Raw genomic sequence first — 17,972 nt, 5'->3', positions numbered from 1 at the left:
GGATCCACCACCCACTCTATCGTCGCCGTCATGCCCGGCCGCCATTGCTCCGGCAGGCTGACACAGCACTCCTCGCCTCCTCCACCGCCCATGCCCTGGCCATTGAAGCTGGCATGCACAATCGATGTGCCCGCCACGGTATTCACCACTCGCGCGCCGGCGCCTAGGGTTTTGGGCCGCTCCATGCTCCGGCACCCGGCCAGGCCGAGAAGCAGCAGCAAGCCAATCGTTAAAGCGATCCTCGTCATGGTGTTATCCTCCATGCGGAAATACGGATTGACTCAGTCACACTGCCAACACGCCAAACGCACATGGCCAAGCCCTTCGAGTTCATCTGCCTGCCACACAGACCTTCCCTGCCCCCAAACGGCGAATGACTTCATCGTCCCACTCCGACGAAGCCAGCCCTCTCAGACCGCCAAACACCCGGCCCTGCTCCGCCGAATCAATCAACGGATACACCTCGTCACAAGGCAGGAACACCAGTACCAAGGAAGAGACGGTTTCATACCTGGGCACCGCCATCGTCACCTTGCGGCGAACATAATTAGCTTCATGCTCCTCATGCCATCTACTACCTTCCGCCGTGATAGATCCATACTTGCTCCGGGGAGGTTGCCGAATCCCACCAGGATTCACCCCTGGGCTCGGATCCACCACCCACTCTATCGTCGCCGTCATGCCCGGCCGCCATTGCTCCGGCAGGCTGACACAGCACTCCTCGCCGCCGCCGCCGCCCATGCCCTGGCCGTTAAAGCTGGCGCGCACAATCGACGTGCCCGCCACGGTATTCACCACCCGCGCGCCGGCGCCTAGGGTTTTGGGCGGCGCAATGGTCTGGCAAGCCGCCAGCCCCAAAGCCAAGACGCCACAAGCGGCCCACGCCAGCCATGGCATGTGCACCGCAGCCATCTCGCCACGGTTTGGCGCTCGCATCACCATCCGCCCTTGCCGGATTCCGCCGGCGCGTCGCAGCGCATACGGCCGCCCAGGCGTCGCGCCACCTCCTGCCGCCACTCTGCCGAGGTTTTCTCCCGCAAACCGCTAAACACTTGCTGGCGTTGCCGGCAGTCAATCAGCGGATACACCTCATCGCAAGGCAAAAACACCAGGGACAAGCCGCAGGTGTTCTCGTAAGCCGGCAAGGGCAGTGTCAGCTGATGGCGGACATAGTTAGCCTCGTGCACCTCAAACCACCTTGCGCCCTCGGCGGTAATAGAGCCGTATTTACCTGTAGGAGGCGGCTTGACTCCTCCAGGGTTCACCCCTGGACTCGGATCCTTCACCCACCCTATCGTCGCCGTCATGCCCGGCCGCCACTGCGCCGGCAGGCTGATGCAACACTCTTCGCCGCCGGAACCGCCTATGGCCTGACCGTTAAAACTAGCATGCACAATCTCGGCGCCGGCCATGGTATTCACCACCCGCGCGCCGACGCCTATGGTTTTGGGCGATGTCGTGCAGCCGGACAGGAGCAGCAAAATCAGCCACCCGCAAAAACGCGCCCAGGCCGCGGCCATGCTCACGCCGGCTCCCGCAAACGGCGCTCGATCAAGGGCTGGCGTTCCGGCTCCGACCACAGCTTGGCCCGGTCCGCCGCCCGGTGCGCCGCCGCCAGCCGCGCCATCAGTTCTTCCTGCGAGCTCAGCCCGTACATCGACGGCGTCAGCAGATGATCCTGGCGCCAGCTTTCCGCCTGGTGCCAGACCATCAATTCGTCAATCTGCGACGGCGACAGGCTCAGGGTCTCCTCCTCCCACTGCGGCCAACTCCGCATCACGTCGACATCCGGCTCCAGACAGCGGGCGTTGCCGTCACGGTCCAGCCAATGCCATTGCAAGGCCGGCTCCAACAGGAAACGCCGCTGCGCCGGCTCCAGCGCCTCGCTGACCGCGGCGAACACGCGCGGATCGTTGAAACGCAACACGCCCTGTTGTCGGCCCTGGTCCCAGGAGGCTTGCAGACAGGCGCTCAGCCGCTCGGCCAAGGCGTCGAAATCCCAATCGCCCAACAGGGCCAGCAAGCGCGGCTCGCCCTGCCATTTATCCAGCTGCCGCGTCCATTTTTCCAATCCAGCCGGGGAGTGCAGCGGCAAACGCAGCAAGGCCGGCCCTTCGTCGGCGGCCTCGGCGTGCGGGGTCTCCAGCAAGAGGCTGCGCGGCATATGCATGGCAGGGGCGCGGCTCTGCCAAGCGTCGCCGATATCGCCCTGATCCACGATGAAGTCCAGCCACTCCAGCTCCGCCTGCCGCGCTTGCTCCAACAGCCGTTCCAGCCACGCGGCCGAAGAAGGTTTGGTCAACAGCACCGCCGGGCTCATTTAGCCGCCACCAAGGGATTGGCCTGCTTGAAGCCTTGCGCCATGCAGGTCTTGCAGACGGTGTTGGGGAAGCGCGGGAACGGCGGACTCATGCTGGCCGGCCCGCTCCAATCGTGGCTACCGCCCTTGAAGCTGACGGTGCCAGGCGCGTGCAGCTCGATCTTGCCGTCCTTGATCCGCACATAAGCGCCGCCGCTGGTCAGCAGAATCTCCTTCTTGCCGTTCCACAACTGCTGGCCCTTGATGGCGGTGATCTTGACGTCCTGATCGCCGGTCACCTCGATGCTGTCGCTCTGCGCCTGCATCTGCACCTTGCCTTTGGCGGCGATCAGCTTCAGCGCAATCTGATCCTTGACCCCGGTGACGAACAGGCTGATGTGCTGACCTACATTGTGAATCCAGCGACGGCCCGAGGTTTGGTTGCTGTCCCGCTGCGCCACCAGGTCCAGGTTAGTGCCGGCGGCCACGGTCTGGCTTTGCTGGCTCAGGCTGGCGATGCCGGCTGGGGCCGACAGAATAATCAGCGGCTGCTGACCGGCTTGGTCCTTGGCGGTCTTGCCGTCCTTGTCGGTGTTGGAGCCGGCTTCCCAGGCTTTCAAGGCCGCGGCCTGGTGTTGCAGATGGCCTTCGGTCTTCTTGGCGGCCTTGGCGTTGTCCGGGCCGATTTCTTCCGGCCCGGTTTCCATGGTGTCGGCCTGCTGGCCGCTGGCGGTGTCGCCCAGGCTTTGGCTCAGGGCCAAGGCCGCGTCCAGCTGGCTTTGCGCTTGTTCGCGCGCCAGTTGTTTGCCGGACGCGCCGTTCTGCGCTTCGGCGCTCAGCAGCAGGCCGTGGCCGGCGCGGATGGCGCCGTGGTTGTCGGTGCGCAGTTCGAAGCCGTCGCCGCGCGGTTCGGCCTTGCCGTTGCTGCGCGGCTGGGTGAGGAAGCCTTGGTTGAGCTGGGTTTTGCCGGGTTCGCTCGACAGCTTGGCGCGCACTTCGCCGGGGGTGTCGTCGAACAGCAGTTCGTTGTACTGGCCGCCCTGGTGTTCTTTGGATTTGATGCCGGACAGGGTTTTATTCGCCGGCAAGGCGCCCGCGCCGCTGAAGTCCGGGGTGGCGTGGCTGCCGTTGTAGAGCACGCCGGTGATCACCGGGCGGTCGATGTCGCCTTCGATGAAGTCGACCAAGACTTCCTGGCCGATGCGCGGGATGAATTGGTGGCCCCAGCCGGCGCCGGCGCTGGGCATGACCACCCGCAGCCAGCAGGAGGATTTGTCGTCGAGGTTAGCGCCTATGCTCGGGTGTTCTTCCGGCCGCTGCCAGTGGAATTGCACCTTGATGCGGCCGTGCTGGTCGGTGTGGACTTCTTCTCCTTGCGGTCCCACCACGGTGGCGGTCTGTACGCCGCGAGACTTGGGCTTGGCCAGTTCGGTGTGGGCGTAGGCCGGGGTCAGCGGCACGCCGCGGCGCTGGGCGTCGAAGTCGGCGCGGAAGGGTTGGGCGTCCTCGGCTTTTGCCAGCGCTTTGAGGTCCGCCGGCAGGTTGTTGCGCGCGCTTAAAGCTTGGCGGGTGACGACGAATTCGCGCTGTTCGCTGCTGTCGCCGTCGTGGGCCGGATGGTCGTCCAGGCGGAACCACTGGCCGGCGGCCAGGCCGCGCACGCTACCGCCGCCGCTGAATTGCTTGGCGTTGAGGTCATGCGCTTGCTGGCGCAGTTGGGCGTAGTGGCTGAGCTGGTCGGCGTCGCCGGCGTAGTACAGCGATTGCGGGTCGTAGTCGTGCAAGGAGGATTGCAAGGCCTTGCCGTTCTGGCCCTGGTCGATGCGGCTGTCGTCGCCGCTGTGCTGAGTTTGCACCGGCTGGTAATCGAAGCTGGCCAAAGCCACCGCGCCGGGGACGATCTGGCGTTGGGCGTTCCACTCGGTCAGGCCGTCTTCGGCTTCGGTGGCGTCGCTGCGGTGAAAACGCACCCGCTCGACGCCGGCCGGCGGCAGGCTGTAGGGGTCGTCGAAGGCGACCAAGCGCACTTGTGGTGTGTCGCCGTCCAGGTGATCGAAACGCCAGGCATAGCCCTCTTCATGCAGCAGGCGCACGATGAAGTCGTAATCGCTCTCGCGGTACTGCAGACAGTAGCTGCGCGGCGATGCCGGGCCAGTCTTGAAATCCTGGGCCTGCACGCGGGCGAACACCGGATTGGCCTGCTGATGCTCGCTCAGGATCTGCGCGACGATGTCCGGCACCGACTGGTCCTGGAACACCCGCGAGCTGATGCGATGACGCAGCAGCGCGAACGGCGGCTCAATGGTCAGCTGATAACGGCTGAAGCCGCCGTCCGAGCCCAGGCACTCGGCCTTGGACACCACGCCGCAGCGCAGGCTCTCCGCGCCGGCGGCGTCCAGGATGCCGAGCCGGGCCGGCAGGCCGAGCAGGCTCTTGAGTTCGATCTTGCCGTCCGGAGACAAACAGGTCAGCTGGTAGGCGTAAGACCGGGACACGCCTTCCTCGCCGGCCAAACTCAGTGGCAGCAATTGCTCGGCCGCCACGCTGCCGTCGCCCAGGCTGAGGGTGAGCAGGCGCTGGTCCTGGTTGAAGGCGGAGGCGAAGCTGGCGAGCAGGGTGCTGAGGTCCATGGCGTTAACCTGATTCAAATCGACTGCGCAATTGGCGAGTCCTTAAGCAAACCGTGCGCGGCCGCGCCGGGTTTGCTTAAGCACCCGAAAACGCCCGGCCGCCCGCTTACGCAGGGCGGCCCGGCGCCGAGATTCAGTTGGCGATCAGACGCACCGCGTGCAGCTGACGCTCGGTGTCGTAACGCACGGTGATTTTATTGGCCGGCACGCCGGCGTCGCTCAGGAACTGCTTGACGGCGATGGCGCGGGTTTGCGCCGCGGCGCGGGCATTGCCGATGTCGCCGCGGTAGCAGTGGCCGCGCACCAGGATGGATTTGGCGGTCTTGAGCTTGGGCAGCAGCAGTTGCAGTTGAGCCTCGCCCACCGGGGACAGTTTGGGGCTCATTTTTTCAAACGGGATCAGGTTGGGGTCTATGGCCATATTGGCGGCCACGGCCTTGTCCAGCGCGGCCTTCTCTTCCGCCGCCTTGATCACGGCGGGGTCGTTGGAGGCTTGTTGAGCGTTAGGATTGGTCTTGCAGCCCACCAGCGACAGGGCGAGCGCGGCGACCATCAGCAAACGTTTCATAGCATTACTTCCCGGATTGACTTTGACATGGGTAAAGGACATCCCGGAGTCTGCTGCGGCCAATCGGCGCGCGGCGGCCCCCGGGGTGCCTTAGAGTCTGTTCAAAGCCCGGCGGTCACGAGCGAAACAGGGCGAAAACAGCGGAAGAAACGGACTGGCCCTAGGGCGCATGAGCATTCCGAAGCGGTACTCGCCGTGCAAGGTCTCGCGCACGCGGCGGACATTGAACAGATTCTTGCAACCCGCCCAGGGCAGTGGGCGGGTTGGCACTTCTTCGCTACTGAGACTTAGGCGATCGCTTTGTTGGCGGTCAGGTCCCAGCCGGAGCTGACGTTACCGCCGCCGGCGCCGTCAGCGCGTTTCTGCTGGGTGTAGGTCCACTTGATCTTGCCGTAAGTGAAGCTCACTTTTTCGCTGGGGAAGCCGTTGTCGTTGGCGGAACCGTGCGGCTCAACCTTGGCGATCAGGACTTGTTCCATCTTGATCTCCATGTACTTCACCTTGTCGCCACCGGCACGGCACAGTTCGATGGTGATTTCCTTGATGTGCTGGCCCTTGCAGCAGGCTTCGTAGATCTTCGGGCTGGCTTTGTCCAGGAAGTGGGTGATTTCGTAAGCGGCGTGGTTCACGCGCTCGGCGGTGGCGCCGCCGGCGGAGCTGGCGGTAGCCTGGGCCGGCTGTTCCAGTTTGTGGGCAAAGGACTGGATTTCGATCCAGTCTTTGTGCTTGTCGTCGCTGCTTTCGCCAGGAATACCGTCAATTTTCAGGAATGCATCAAAAGCCATTTACTTCTCCTTAGAACAAAGGTCAAAAATTGGAGGCGAGCCCTCCCATTCCAAAAGACGCCCGCGCCCGCCGCCGCGCCGGAACCCGGCGGACGCGCGCAGGCTCTCCAGCCTTAACCCGCCGGCTGCGGCAGCTCCGCCACCAGACGCAGGGAAATGGTCAGTTCATCCAGCTGGAAATGCGGCCGCAGGAAGGCGGCGGCGCGATAGACGCCCGGTTTGCCCGGCACTTCCACCACGTCGACGCGCGCTTCGCGCAGCGGGTATTTGGCTTTGGCTTCCTGGCTGGCGGAGTCGTCCAGCAGCACGTATTGCGCCAGCCAGGTGTTCAGGAAGTCCTGCACGTTCTGGCGTGAGGCGAAGCTGCCGATCTTGTCGCGCATGATGGATTTCATGTAATGCGCGATGCGCGACACCGCGAAGATGTAGGGCAGCTGGGTGGACAGGCGCGCGTTGGCGTTGGCCGAATCGGTGTTGTAGGTCTTGGCCTTCTGCACCGATTGACCGCCGAAGAAGGCCGCGTAGTCGGTGTTCTTGCAGTGCACCAGCGAGATGAAGCCCAGATCGGACAGCAGTTTTTCGGTGCGGTCGGTGATCGCCACTTCGGTGGGGCACTTGAGCGCCACTTCGCCGTCGTCGGTCTTGAAGGTGTGGGCCGGCAGGCCTTCCACCAGGCCGCCGCCTTCCACGCCGCGGATGGCCGCCAGCCAGCCGTATTGGGCGAAGGCGGAGGTCAGGCGCGCGGCGTAGGCGTAGGAGGCGTTGGTCCACAGGTATTTTTCGTGGGTGCTGCCGTCCACGTTTTCCTCAAAGTCGAACTCCTCCACCGGCACATTGTCGCGGCCGTAGGGCAGACGGCCCAGCACATGCGGCAAGACCAGGCCGACGTAGCGGGAGTCTTCGGATTCGCGGAAGGATTTCCACTTGGCGTATTCGACGGTGTCGAAGATCTTGGCCAGATCGCGCGGCTTGCCCACGTCGGTGAAGCTCTCCAGGCCGAACAGGCCGGAGGAAGCGGCGGTGATCAGCGGCGCGTGCGCGGAGGCGGCCACGTGGGACAGTTCGTCCAGCAGGTAGAAGTCTTCCGGGTGGCGGGTGAATTCGTAATCGCCCACCAGGCCGGCGTAAGGCGCGCCGCCGAAGGTGCCGTATTCTTCTTCGTAGATCTTCTTGAACAGCGCGCTCTGGTCGAACTCCGGCGCCGCCTTGAAGTCCTTGACCAGGTCTTTCTTGGAGGCGTTGAGCACCTTGATCTTGAGCATGGTGCTGGTTTCGGACTCCATCACCAGGTATTTCAGACCGCGCCAGGAGGCTTCCAGCTTCTGGAAGTCGTTGTGGTGCATGATCTCGTTCAGCTGCGAGGAGATCAGCGCGTCGATTTCGGCGATGCGCGCGTCTATGCTGGCGGACAGATCGCGCGATACGCTGACGCTGCCTTCCAGCACCTGGTCGACCAGTTCGCCGATCAGGTCGCGGGTGTGGCCCTTTTCGTTGTCGTTGGTGGCGACGCGGCTTTGCTCGATGATGGAGTCGAGCAGGCTGCCTGCCGCCGCCGGGGCTGCGGCCGCGCCGGCCTCAAGTTGTTGTTCTGCGCTCATCTATCACTCTCCCGCTTTGTCCGGATGCGCGGCCTGGCTGATCGCCTTCAGCTTTTCCGTATCGCGCACCACTTCGTCCAGCAATTCTTCCAGCTTGTCGTTGCCCGCCATCTTGTTGCGCAGGTCGGCCAGGCGCTTGCGCGCGTCCAGCAGCTTTTTCAGCGGCTCGACCTGATCCACCACGTTCTGCGGCTCGAAATCCGCCAGTTCGTCGAAGTTCAGCTCCATCGCCAGCTGGCTGCCGTCTTCTTTCAGCTTGTTGTCCACCTTGATGGCCAGGCGCGGCGCCATGCCCTTGAGCACTTCGTCGAAGTTGTCGCGGTCGATCTGAACGAACTTGCGTTCCTTCATCTTGGGCAGCGGCTCCTTGCTGTGGCCGGAGTAATCCCCCAGCACGCCCAGCACGAAGGGCAGTTCCTTGGTTTCGATGGCGTCGCCGATTTCAACGTCGTAGGTGATCTGCACGCGCGGCGGGCGTACCCGCGACAGTTTTTTCTGTGTGCTTTCTTTGGCCATGATGGTTCTCTCTCAAGTTCACAAAGCTCTGATTGGAGCGGCCTCGGCGAATGTCGCCGGCCGCTCCGGTGTTACGCCACTACTCAGGCCACGCTGCGCGACAGGCTGGACGCCACCTCGCGCAGCTGCGCCACCGAAATGGACGGATCGTTCAGCCTCCGCCCCAGGATGTAAGCCGCTTCGGCGTAGGCCTGGTGGTTGCGCCACGGCGCGTGCGGCTCGGCCACGTCGACGATGAAGCGGGCGTCCAACTGCCCTCCCCAGCACTGTGCGACGATCTGTTCGTTCAAATCTCCCGGCAGCAAGGCCAGGAAGCGGCCTTCCGGCCGCTGAATCAGCAGGCATTGCTCCGCCTGTCCCGCCTGGCCGGCGGTGGCCGCCTGGTACAGCGACAGCCAGGTGGCCGCGGCCAGCATGTCTTCGCCGTCGCGGTCCGGCAGCGGCAGCAGATAGGTTTGCGCCGTCAGGCTGCCCTGGAACTTGCGCAGCAGCTGATGGTGGAAGGTGAAGGCCAGCAGCACCGTCTCCAGGTCCGGCAGCCCGCGGCCGCTCAACAACCGGCTCAGATGGGAGGCCGGCGTCACGCTCAGATGCCGTTCCAGCAGCTGCTGCGCCAGATCCAGATCCGCCACGGAGGAGATGCCGAACAGCGACTGCTCCTCCAGGAACTGGCGGCAGGCCAGCATTTCCACCGCGTTGTCGATGGCGCTGCTCAATTGCTCCTTAAGGCCGGAGAAGAACAGTTCGTTGGCCAGCATCAGCACCGACAACGGCGGCAAGGCCGCGTCGCAAGGCATCAGCGAAGCCGCCACCAGCGGGTAATTGCGGCCGCTTTCGTCGCGGCTGGGCTGCATCACGCCCAGCGACAGCCACATCTGGTCGCGGCTGCGCAGCACGAAGCTGGTGCCCGGCATCGCGCGGTAACGCTCCACCGCCTCCGGGCCGGATTCCAGCCCGCCCAGGCTTTGCGCCAGCAGCTGGTCCAGCTGGGTGGCCGCCGGGTGGGTGGCGTTGACGCGGACGAAATCGCCGCGACGCGGCAATTTGCCGAAAATGCAGAATTGCGGAGGCGTTTCCTGCGCCCGCTTGAAATTGAACGCCATGACTATGTGTCTCCCTTAAAGCGTCACGCGCTCAGGCAAGGTCAGCTTGTACAGCTTGTTCAGTTGCAGCGGATTGACGCCGCCAACCATGCGGAAATTGAATTTCACCGTCTGCGCCTCGCCGTCGGCCTTGCGCAGGTTCCAGGTGAGCTGGGCGGAGTCCGGGCTGTCCTGGCTGACCTTAGCGCTGGAGAGCAAACGCATCAGGCCCATGCGGCCCGGCTGGTTGCCCACCACGCTGCTGGCGCCGCTGTAGGACACCACCTGGATGCGGGCGCCGGCGTTCTGGCCGTTGCCCGGCCAGGTGAACGGCTGCCAGGCCTGCGGGCCGTTGCGGTAGCGCAGTTCCTGGCCGTCCACCTCGAACACGATTTCGGACAGGCCCGGCGTCGGTGTCGGCTGCAGTTCGAAGCGGGTGTTCTCGCCGTCTTGCAACTGGGCGTTGGCCAGCGCGGACAGGCTGCTGACGCTGGACAGGAAGGCCGGGTTGAACTTGACCCCCATATTGCCCCAGGCGCGCGGCACCAATTGGTCGCCCTTCTTCTGCACCAGGCCGTTCAGGTATTTGTTGATGAATTTGTCCAGCGTGCCGTCGTTGGCTTTGACGAAGCGGCTGATCTCCGCCACCGAGGCGCTGTTGCTGGAATCCGCGAACGGGTATTTGCCGGCCAGCTGCTTCCACTGCGGCAGCACTTCATTGGCCCAAGCCTGGTTGATGTCGTTGGCCACCGGCCCCAGCAAGGCGTTGTAGGACTGGGTCAGCGGACGCACCAGCATGGGCCGCACCATCTCGCCGGTTTCCGGCGTGACCTGGCTGAGCAGGGTGTTGTCGACGAAGGAGGCGGTGTCGCCCAGCTCCGAGCCGGAACCGCCCAGGGTCGCCTGCAAGGCGGCGCGCGCCTGCGGGCCGGGCTCGTCTGTGCTGGAGATCGCCGCCAGCTTGGCTTTCAGCTTGGCCAGCTGATCCAGGTAGGCGTTGATCGGCGGATTGTCGCCCTTGACCAGTTGGGCGACGCCGGCGAACTGGCGGCCCACTTCGCCGTACAGCTTGGCCTTGTCCGCCTGGGCCGGCGCGCTGCCGCCCTTGAGGAATTCCGCGGTTTTTTCCAGCATCGACTGCTTGGCGTTTTCCAGCGAGCGGTTCAGCTCGGACGGATTGTCCCAGGCCGTCTCCATCGCCGCGCGCGCCAGCACCAGCTTGATAGGCGAGCTTTGCTTGTCGGACAGCCGCGCCATCGCGGAGGCGGACTGAGCCGGGTTGCTGAAGTCGCGGGTGGTGACGCCGATCAGGAATTTCTTCCAGGCGGCGGCGTATTGGCCGCGGTACAGGGCTTCCAGCGCGGCGCGGTTTTTCTCCACGTCGCCGTCCCGGCCCAAATTGTCCTGAGAGGACGAGGCCAGCACCCAGTCGTCGCTGCGGATTTCGCCCTTGCTGGCTTCGTCGATCGCGGCTTTGACGTAGCCGTTCCAGGCTTCGCGGGTGTAAGCCCCCTCCACCATCTGGCTGCCGGCCATCACGTCCAGGTCGCGGTTGTCCAGGATCCGCGCCACGGTCAGCGGCGCGAAGCGGGTGTTGGCGCGGGCCTTGATCTCATTGAACACCCGCTCCTGAGCGGACAGGCGCTTGAAGGAGCCGCGCAACACCTCGCGCGCCTCGCCCACCACCTTGGCGTTGTTGTCGATCAGCGGCAGGTCCGCTTCCTTGATCTGGCTGACGTAGAAGGCCACCAGCTTCTCGGCCACCGCCATCACCTCTTCCACCGAATACTGGCCGCGCTGGCTTTCCAGGTAAGGCCGCCAGTAGCGCGGCAGCTGGTCGATCAGATGCGCTTCGTCCATGCGCTTCTGCTCGTGCAGCATCAGATAGGTTTTCAAGGCGTTGTAGCTGGCGTCCAACTGCTGCGGATTGCGTTGCGCAGCGGCGGTCTCGCCTTGCGCGGCGGAAGCTTCCAGCTTGGCCGTGGTGGCGCGTTGCGGCCAATCCAGCGCGCTCAAGTTGATATTGGGCAAGCCGCCGCGCGGCGCGTGCTTTTTAGGCTTGGGCTTGAACGGCGCCGGAGCCGGCGCGGCCGGCTTGGGCGGTTCGCTCACCACCGGAGCGGGCGCGGGCGTCGGCGCGGGCGCTTCCGGCTTCAGGGCCACCAGCGTGGTTTCCAGATTGCGCTGCACCGGGCGCAGCATCGCTTCCTTCAGGCCGGCGAAATACTCGCGGCGCAGTTGCGGCTCCAGCTCCTTGCCCTGGTACAGGCCCAGGCCCACTTGCCACGGCGCGCCGTTCTTGCGGTAGGACTGCAATTCCTCCAGGCGCTTCTGCAGGATCTGCAGCGAACGCAGCTTGTCGTACAGCTGCCCGCTGGCGGCCAGCTTTTGCGCCTGCGCGCGCTCGGCCTTCACCTCGTCCAGCAAATGCTGGTTGCCGATGAAGGACCAGGTCCAGAAGCTGGCCAGCGCGGCCAGCGACAACACTCCGGCGGCCATGCCGAACAGACGCCAGCGGCTGCCGCTGGGCTTGGTCTGCCGGGAGATCAGGTGTTGATCCTGGAACAGCACGTCGCGGAACAGATTGCGCAGGAAGTAGCTGTAAGACGCCGGCGCCTGCTTCATCTCCTGGCCGCCCTGGCTCAGGTCGAACTGGCCTTGCACGCGATTGGCGGCCACGATGCGCGGCACGCCCTCTTGCAGGGCGCTGGTGAAATAGAAACCGCGCAGCAAAGGCCGCGCGTGGTAAGGGTCTTCTTCGTGCAGCAGTTTAACGAATTTGACCACCGCCTCTTTCAGGCCGTGGAATTCGATGGGGAAGGCGAAATGGGCCGGCTTGACCTGATCGCCGCGGTACTGGATCAGTTTTTCCTCGCCGGCCTGCACCAGGCCGCGGTACAGGAGCTCGAACTGCTGGCCGGTCACATTGGCCACGTCGAAGCCCGTGCCCTGGTCCGCGCTCAGCGTCGCGCCCCAGACCCTGGCGCGATCCTCGTCGCTGGCGTCCTGGAAGAACTGGGCGAAACCGCCCAAGAGGTCCAGCTTGGTGAACACCAGATAAATGGGCACCAAGAGGCCGAAGGTGTTGCAGACCTCGTGAATGCGCTCGCGGATCTGGCGCGCGTACAGGGTGAAGCCTTCGCTATGGTGCTGCGCCAGCTCCGGCAGGCTGATGGCGATCAAGATGCCGTTGACCGGCGCCTTGGCCCGGTGTTTTTTCAGCAGCTTGAGGAATTCCAGCCACTCCACCCTATCTTCGCTCTGGGTGGCGTAGCGGCCGGCGGTGTCCAGCAGTACGCCCTCGGTGGAGAAGAACCAGTCGCAGTTGCGGGTGCCGCCCACGCCCTGGATGCCGCTCTTGTCGCTGAAGGGGAAGGTCAGGCCGGACTGCAGGATGGCCGAGCTTTTGCCCGCCGCCGGGTGGCCGATGATCATGTACCACGGCAGCTCGTACAAGGCGGCGCTGCCGCTGGCGCTGCCCAGCTTGGATTTCTTCAGGGTGTCGATCGCCCCCAGCAGCCGCTGGCGCAGCAGGGTGACCTCGGCGCGCTTGTCGGAGCTGGCGTTGATGACCGCCTCGTCCGCCTGCTTGCGCAGCATGCGCTCAAGCAGGCCGCCGGCGCGGCGCGCCAATACCTGGCCCACCAGCAGGGTCAGCACCCAAAACAACATGACGCCGATAATCCAGCCCAAACGGGCCTCCAGCGACTCCAAGCCCAACCACGGCCCCAGGAACCAGATCAAAGCGATCAGGATCAGGAACCCGATTGCCGAAGCCACTTTGGCGTGACGCAGCCAACCTTTCATAAACACCCACCACCTTCTTTTAAACCGTTATTTTTTGAGCAGGGACTTCAGCGAGCCTGAGCGCTCGATATGCCCGAAGTCCTTGAAGCTCCAGTTGCCGCCCCAAGTCAGGCCGGCCGCCGTCGCCTCTTCCCCCAGCGCGTTGTAAGCCTGCATCGCCCAGGGATCGCGTTCCGATATCACTACCTTGCCTTCGCGGATCGGCGCCAAATCCACCGCCAGGCCGTATTGATGCTTGCTCTGTCCGCCTTTGGCCTTGGTCACCAGCGTGGCCTGCCCGGCCAGCGAGTCCTGGCGCTCCGGGCTGCGATAGCCTTCCAGCAGCACCATGGGGAAGCCCCTGGCCTTCATTTTTTCCATCACCCGCAGCACCACCTGCACAAACTCCGGATTCAGCTTGCTCCAGTCCCGGTCCGCATGGCCCAAGCTGGGCCGCTCCGCTATGACGTTGACAAAAGCTTCCGGCGGAAGCGGCGGCGGGGGCACCAGTTTTTCTTCCAACAGCGTTTGCTTAATTCTTATGCCCTGCGCATATTCTGCCGCTTCGAACTCGGGACTGCGATGAAAACGATTCAATTTCAGCGTGATCGCCACCGCCAAAGCCACCAGCAACAGCGACACCACCGGCAGCCACACCCGCCAGTAACGCGCGGCGGCGCTGGGCGCCCGGCGCGACGCACGCAAAAAAGCGGCGCTCACCGCCCGCTTTTCAGTCAGTGTTTCCGGCCCTGCGGCCATGGCTCCAGCCAAAGCCTCCGCCCCAGGCAGAACAGGCTTTGGCGAGCGGCTCCCTTCCAAGATGCGGGGCTGTCCCAAGAAGAATTTCCAGCCCAGCCAGGACAGGAGCAAAACGATGCCAAGCACCAGGATCGGCAAGATATAGTTCAAATGCATTTTGACGCGAGACGATAAATGACATTACAATTTAAATCAATAGCTTGAGCTACCCGATCTCTGATTTTAACCGCCGTATGCAAATCAATTTGCGACGGAGCATGCATTCCAATTAAACCAAAAATTTGGGATACTTTCGATAGCAGATAGTCACAAATCCAATCGTTAGGAACCGCCGTCATGATGAAAAAACGCCCCAGCTGGCAACGGGCCCGCGCCCTATTTTACGCCATCGCCATAGCCTCTCTGACCGCTTGTTCCAGCACCAAGACCATCGACATCAAAGCGGAAGGCAGCCCGTCGCTAAACCGCGACGCCAAAGGCAAACCGCTGTCCGTGGTGGTGCATGTCTACCAGCTCAAAAACCAGCAGGCTTTCAACCGCCTGACCATGGAGGCCCTGTCCAGCGGCAAGCCTGAATCAGAACTGCTGGGCGACAGTCTGATCAACAGCAAAGAACTGACCTTTTTGCCAGGTGGTAAAGTGACGCTAGAAGACGTCACCATTGAAAAAGACGCTCAGTTCATCGGCGTCGTCGGCTTTTTCCGCCGTCCGGACGCCCACTTCTGGCGCCTGTTGTACGACGCCGACGCCGTCCGCAGCAAAGACCTGAGCTTCCGCGCCGCCGATTGCCACCTGGAAGCCATCAAACCCAAAGCGTTGACCCTGCCCGGCCAGCCCGCGTCCGCCAAGGCGGACTGCGCCGGCAGCCGAAACTGAAGCCTGCCGCGGCGCCGGGCCGACGCTGAAAATTAACAAACTCTTTTGCATGACAAGGGCGCCGCTCTTGCTGCAAAATGTCGCGCATTTTAGCGATCGTGTACACAGTTTGAACAGGGTGTTATTACCGGATGCGGGCCGTTCCGGCCATGACGTGGCTCAAAGCCCATGCGCTTCTTCGCCCGCGGCGGCCAGGGCCGGCTGACAAGCCGATGAATTTCCAGGCGCAATTGAGATTGAAGTAGATTTCCAGACAAGGTGTATCAGTAATGCAACAAGCCAAACGAGTGCTCTGGGGCGAAGGCATGTTCCTGCGCCCGCAGCACTTTCAACAGCAAACCCTCTTGCTGGAGCAGCACGTCGCCGCGCGGCAGCAACTGAGCCAACGCCACGGCTGGGGCCTGCAACACATCGTCTTGGACGAGCAGGCGCTCAAGGGCGGCACCGTCCGCATCGACGGGCTGTCCATCCTGTTCCGGGACGGCACGCTGTTCCAGGCGCCGGCCAGCGCGCCGCTGCCGCTGTCCCGCGATCTGAACACCTTGCCGCAAGCCGGCATCAAGACCACGCTTTACGCCTGTCTCGCCCATATGCAGCCCTACGGCGGCAACACCCGCAACGGCGAGCTCATGTCCCGCCCCACTCGCTTCCAAAGCGCCAGCGCGGAAGTGGCCGATCTCTACACCCAGGCACTGGACGCCGATCTGTCCACGCTGGAGCTGGACGTGCGGCTGATGATCGAGGAAGAGAACCGCGACGGCTACGACGCCATTCCGCTGTGCCGGCTGGAAAAGGACGCCACCGGCCAATGGGGCCTGGGCGGCGGCTTCATTCCTCCGCTGGCCACGGTGGAAGGCTCGCGCGAGGTCAGCCACATGCTGCGCCGCCTGCTGGACATCCTGCTGGTCAAGAACCAGGCGCTGTCCGGCGGCCAGCGCGAACGCGCCAAGAACGTGATGGAGTACAGCTCCAGCGACATCAGCTCCTTCTGGTTGCTGCACACCGTCAACCGCAACTTCGCCAAGCTGCGCCACCTGTCGCTGTCCAGCCCGCTGCATCCGGAGGAGCTGTATCTGGCGCTGGCCGAATTCTGCGGCGAGCTGCAGACCTTCTCCACCCATTACACCCTGTCCGACATCCCGGCCTATCGCCACGACGACCTGCACGCCGTGCTGGCCGCGTTGGACACGCAGATCCGAGAACTGCTGGAAACCGTGATCTCCTCGCGTTACGCCATCATCCCGCTGCATTCGCCCAAACCGTCCTTCTACATCGGCCGGCTGGAAAGCGACCGCCTGCTGGAGAACGTCGATTACTACCTGTCGGTGCAGAGCGAACTGCCGGCCAGCCAGATCATCGACAGCGTGCCGCTGAAGATGAAGATCGGCGCGCCGGACGACGTGGAAAAAATCCTCAACTCCGCCATGCGCGGCGTGGCGCTCAGCCATGCGGCGCAAACCCCGTCCGCCATTCCGGTGCGCGTGGGCAACCACTATTTCGCGCTGGAGCCGCACGGCGAGATCTTCGGCCGCATGCTGCAATCGCGCAGCATCTGCATCTATATGCCGCAGACGCTCTCCAACCTGACGCTTGAACTGATCGCCGTATTCCGCTGAGGCCGCCATGAACCAAACCGCCGCAACTCTTCAAGAACGCCCGCTGGCCGTAGCCTCCGCCTCGGCGCCCACCCTGCGCGAAATGCTGGAAGACGGCATCTACCTGCTGTTCCTGCTCCGGGACGGCAACGCCCCCAGCAGCGCGGTGGAGTTCAACCGCCGCGTCGACCAGTTCCTGAACCAGTACGAGCGCAACGCGCGCAACTTCGGCAAGGACCAGAACGCCATCAACCACTCCAAGTACGCGTTTTGCGCCTTGATGGACGAGATCATTCTGTCCTCCGAGTTCGACATCCGCGACGAATGGGAGCGCATGCCGCTGCAACTGCGGCTGTTTGGCGAGCATCTGGCCGGCGAGGGCTTCTTCAACCGCCTGGAACAACTGCGTCTGGACCCGGCCGCCCATATCGAGCCGCTGGAAGTGTTCTACACCTGCCTGTTGCTGGGCTTCCAAGGCAAATACCTGCTGGAAGGCCAGGAAAAGCTGGGCTACCTGACCCACAAGCTGGGCCAGGAAATCCAGCAAGTGCGCGGCGGCAAGGCCGAGTTCGCGCCCAACTGGCAGCTGCCGCAACGCTTCCAGGCCTTTGTCCGCCATGAACTGCCGCTGTGGCTGTACTTCGCGCTGCTGGCGGTGGTGGGCGCCGGCATCTTCGTCGCCTACCGCTGGCTGCTGTCCAACCAGCTCCAATCCATTTTCGGCCTGTAAGCCATGCACAGCAGCCGTCACGCCCAGATCCTGCCGTCGGTGCTGGACCGGCTGCTGGACGACCAGCCGGACAACAGCCACGGCGCGGAAACCATGTTGTACGAACTGCCGCAGATCAAGCGCTCGCTGGCGCGGGATCTGGAAGCGCTGCTGAACACCCGGCTCGCGCCCTTGCAAGAACTGTTCGACATGTACCCGCAGGCCCACGACAGCATGTTGAGCTTCGGCATTCCGGACCTGTCCGGCATCAGCCTGCTCAATCCGCAAGACCGGGAACTGCTGCGCGAGCAACTGCGCCGCGCCATCGAAGTGCACGAGCCGCGGCTGTCCCGCGTGCGGGTGAACCTGGACGCGCCGCGCGAGATGGAGCGCCACCTGCGCTTCCGCGTCGACGCGGTGCTGAAAGTGCATCCGCACCGGCCGCCGGTCACCTTCGACGCCACCCTGCAACTCTCCTCCAACGTTTACAAGGTACAAGGCTGACCCAGCCTGACAGCGCCCCATGGACCCCAGCACCCTGCTCGCCAGCTTCGCCTCCGCCTTCAACCAGGACCAGCGCCTACTCACCCTCAGCCTGGGCGACGGCAGCGTGGCGGCCGAGCAATTGCTGCCGCTGAGCCTGGCCGGCGAAGAAGGCGTGTCCCGGTCTTACGCCTACCAGCTCACCTGTCTGTCTCCGGACGGCAAGATCGAACTCAAGAGCCTGCTCGGCCTGCCGGCCCGGCTCGGCATCCTGGACGCCGCCGGC

Annotated in this window: 16 protein-coding genes and 1 pseudogene; 5 read left to right on the top strand and 12 right to left on the bottom strand. The window is 63.9% G+C overall.

Annotation, left to right across the window (positions count from 1 at the left end):
• From NK214_RS23665 to NK214_RS23610, 12 genes are all read right to left on the bottom strand, one after another.
• Positions 1 to 185 (bottom strand): DUF3304 domain-containing protein (locus NK214_RS23665; RefSeq protein ID WP_253315666.1); only part of this gene is annotated, 185 nt, incomplete at its 3' end.
• Between the two features lie 145 nt (positions 186 to 330).
• Positions 331 to 912 (bottom strand): DUF3304 domain-containing protein, encoded by a 582-nt coding sequence (locus tag NK214_RS23660; RefSeq protein ID WP_253315665.1) that lies wholly within the window; start codon positions 910 to 912, stop codon positions 331 to 333.
• Between the two features lie 23 nt (positions 913 to 935).
• A complete protein-coding gene (locus NK214_RS23655; protein WP_253315667.1) occupies positions 936 to 1,520 on the bottom strand; it encodes a DUF3304 domain-containing protein in 585 nt (194 codons plus the stop codon).
• Between the two features lie 2 nt (positions 1,521 to 1,522).
• On the bottom strand, positions 1,523 to 2,320 hold the full coding sequence (locus NK214_RS23650) for a DUF4123 domain-containing protein (RefSeq protein WP_253315664.1): 798 nt from the start codon (positions 2,318 to 2,320) through the stop codon (positions 1,523 to 1,525).
• Positions 2,317 to 4,929, bottom strand: coding sequence for a type VI secretion system Vgr family protein (locus tag NK214_RS23645; protein ID WP_253315663.1), 2,613 nt, complete (start codon positions 4,927 to 4,929; stop codon positions 2,317 to 2,319). Before NK214_RS23645 ends, NK214_RS23650 begins: the two co-directional genes overlap by 4 nt.
• Before the next feature lie 133 nt (positions 4,930 to 5,062).
• Positions 5,063 to 5,497 (bottom strand): OmpA family protein, encoded by a 435-nt coding sequence (locus NK214_RS23640; RefSeq protein ID WP_158274210.1) that lies wholly within the window; start codon positions 5,495 to 5,497, stop codon positions 5,063 to 5,065.
• 287 nt (positions 5,498 to 5,784) lie between these two features.
• Positions 5,785 to 6,282 (bottom strand): type VI secretion system tube protein Hcp, encoded by a 498-nt coding sequence (locus tag NK214_RS23635; RefSeq protein WP_043640831.1) that lies wholly within the window; start codon positions 6,280 to 6,282, stop codon positions 5,785 to 5,787.
• A gap of 113 nt (positions 6,283 to 6,395) precedes the next feature.
• On the bottom strand, positions 6,396 to 7,880 hold the full coding sequence (gene tssC / locus NK214_RS23630; RefSeq protein ID WP_107798026.1) for a type VI secretion system contractile sheath large subunit: 1,485 nt from the start codon (positions 7,878 to 7,880) through the stop codon (positions 6,396 to 6,398).
• 3 nt (positions 7,881 to 7,883) lie between these two features.
• Positions 7,884 to 8,396 (bottom strand): type VI secretion system contractile sheath small subunit, encoded by a 513-nt coding sequence (gene tssB / locus NK214_RS23625; protein ID WP_227106726.1) that lies wholly within the window; start codon positions 8,394 to 8,396, stop codon positions 7,884 to 7,886.
• Positions 8,397 to 8,479: 83 nt separating this feature from the next.
• The gene (tagF, locus tag NK214_RS23620) at positions 8,480 to 9,499 is read right to left on the bottom strand and encodes a type VI secretion system-associated protein TagF (RefSeq protein ID WP_107798024.1); all 1,020 of its coding nucleotides are present in this window, start codon (positions 9,497 to 9,499) and stop codon (positions 8,480 to 8,482) included.
• Positions 9,500 to 9,514: 15 nt separating this feature from the next.
• Complete coding sequence (gene tssM, locus NK214_RS23615) at positions 9,515 to 13,285, bottom strand: type VI secretion system membrane subunit TssM (RefSeq protein ID WP_253315662.1); 3,771 nt, start codon at positions 13,283 to 13,285, stop codon at positions 9,515 to 9,517.
• A gap of 27 nt (positions 13,286 to 13,312) precedes the next feature.
• Entirely contained in the window at positions 13,313 to 14,161 is an 849-nt protein-coding gene (locus NK214_RS23610) for a M15 family metallopeptidase (RefSeq protein ID WP_253315661.1), read from the bottom strand.
• 198 nt (positions 14,162 to 14,359) lie between these two features.
• On the opposite strand from NK214_RS23610, the gene tssJ reads away from it, so the two are divergent.
• From tssJ to NK214_RS23585, 5 genes and pseudogenes are all read left to right on the top strand, one after another.
• Positions 14,360 to 14,899 (top strand): type VI secretion system lipoprotein TssJ, encoded by a 540-nt coding sequence (tssJ, locus tag NK214_RS23605; protein ID WP_107798022.1) that lies wholly within the window; start codon positions 14,360 to 14,362, stop codon positions 14,897 to 14,899.
• A 269-nt stretch (positions 14,900 to 15,168) separates the two neighbouring features.
• The gene (tssK, locus tag NK214_RS23600; RefSeq protein WP_107798021.1) at positions 15,169 to 16,515 is read left to right on the top strand and encodes a type VI secretion system baseplate subunit TssK; all 1,347 of its coding nucleotides are present in this window, start codon (positions 15,169 to 15,171) and stop codon (positions 16,513 to 16,515) included.
• 7 nt (positions 16,516 to 16,522) lie between these two features.
• On the top strand, positions 16,523 to 17,224 hold the full coding sequence (gene icmH, locus NK214_RS23595; RefSeq protein WP_081548565.1) for a type IVB secretion system protein IcmH/DotU: 702 nt from the start codon (positions 16,523 to 16,525) through the stop codon (positions 17,222 to 17,224).
• 3 nt (positions 17,225 to 17,227) lie between these two features.
• Positions 17,228 to 17,707, top strand: coding sequence for a type VI secretion system baseplate subunit TssE (gene tssE / locus NK214_RS23590; RefSeq protein ID WP_227106718.1), 480 nt, complete (start codon positions 17,228 to 17,230; stop codon positions 17,705 to 17,707).
• 19 nt (positions 17,708 to 17,726) lie between these two features.
• A pseudogene (locus NK214_RS23585) lies at positions 17,727 to 17,972 on the top strand (type VI secretion system tip protein VgrG); the annotation flags it as partial.

It is taken from the genome of Chromobacterium sp. S0633, from assembly GCF_024158805.1.
Taxonomy (GTDB): Bacteria; Pseudomonadota; Gammaproteobacteria; order Burkholderiales; family Chromobacteriaceae; genus Chromobacterium.
This window is presented reverse-complemented; position numbering and strand designations above follow the sequence as displayed.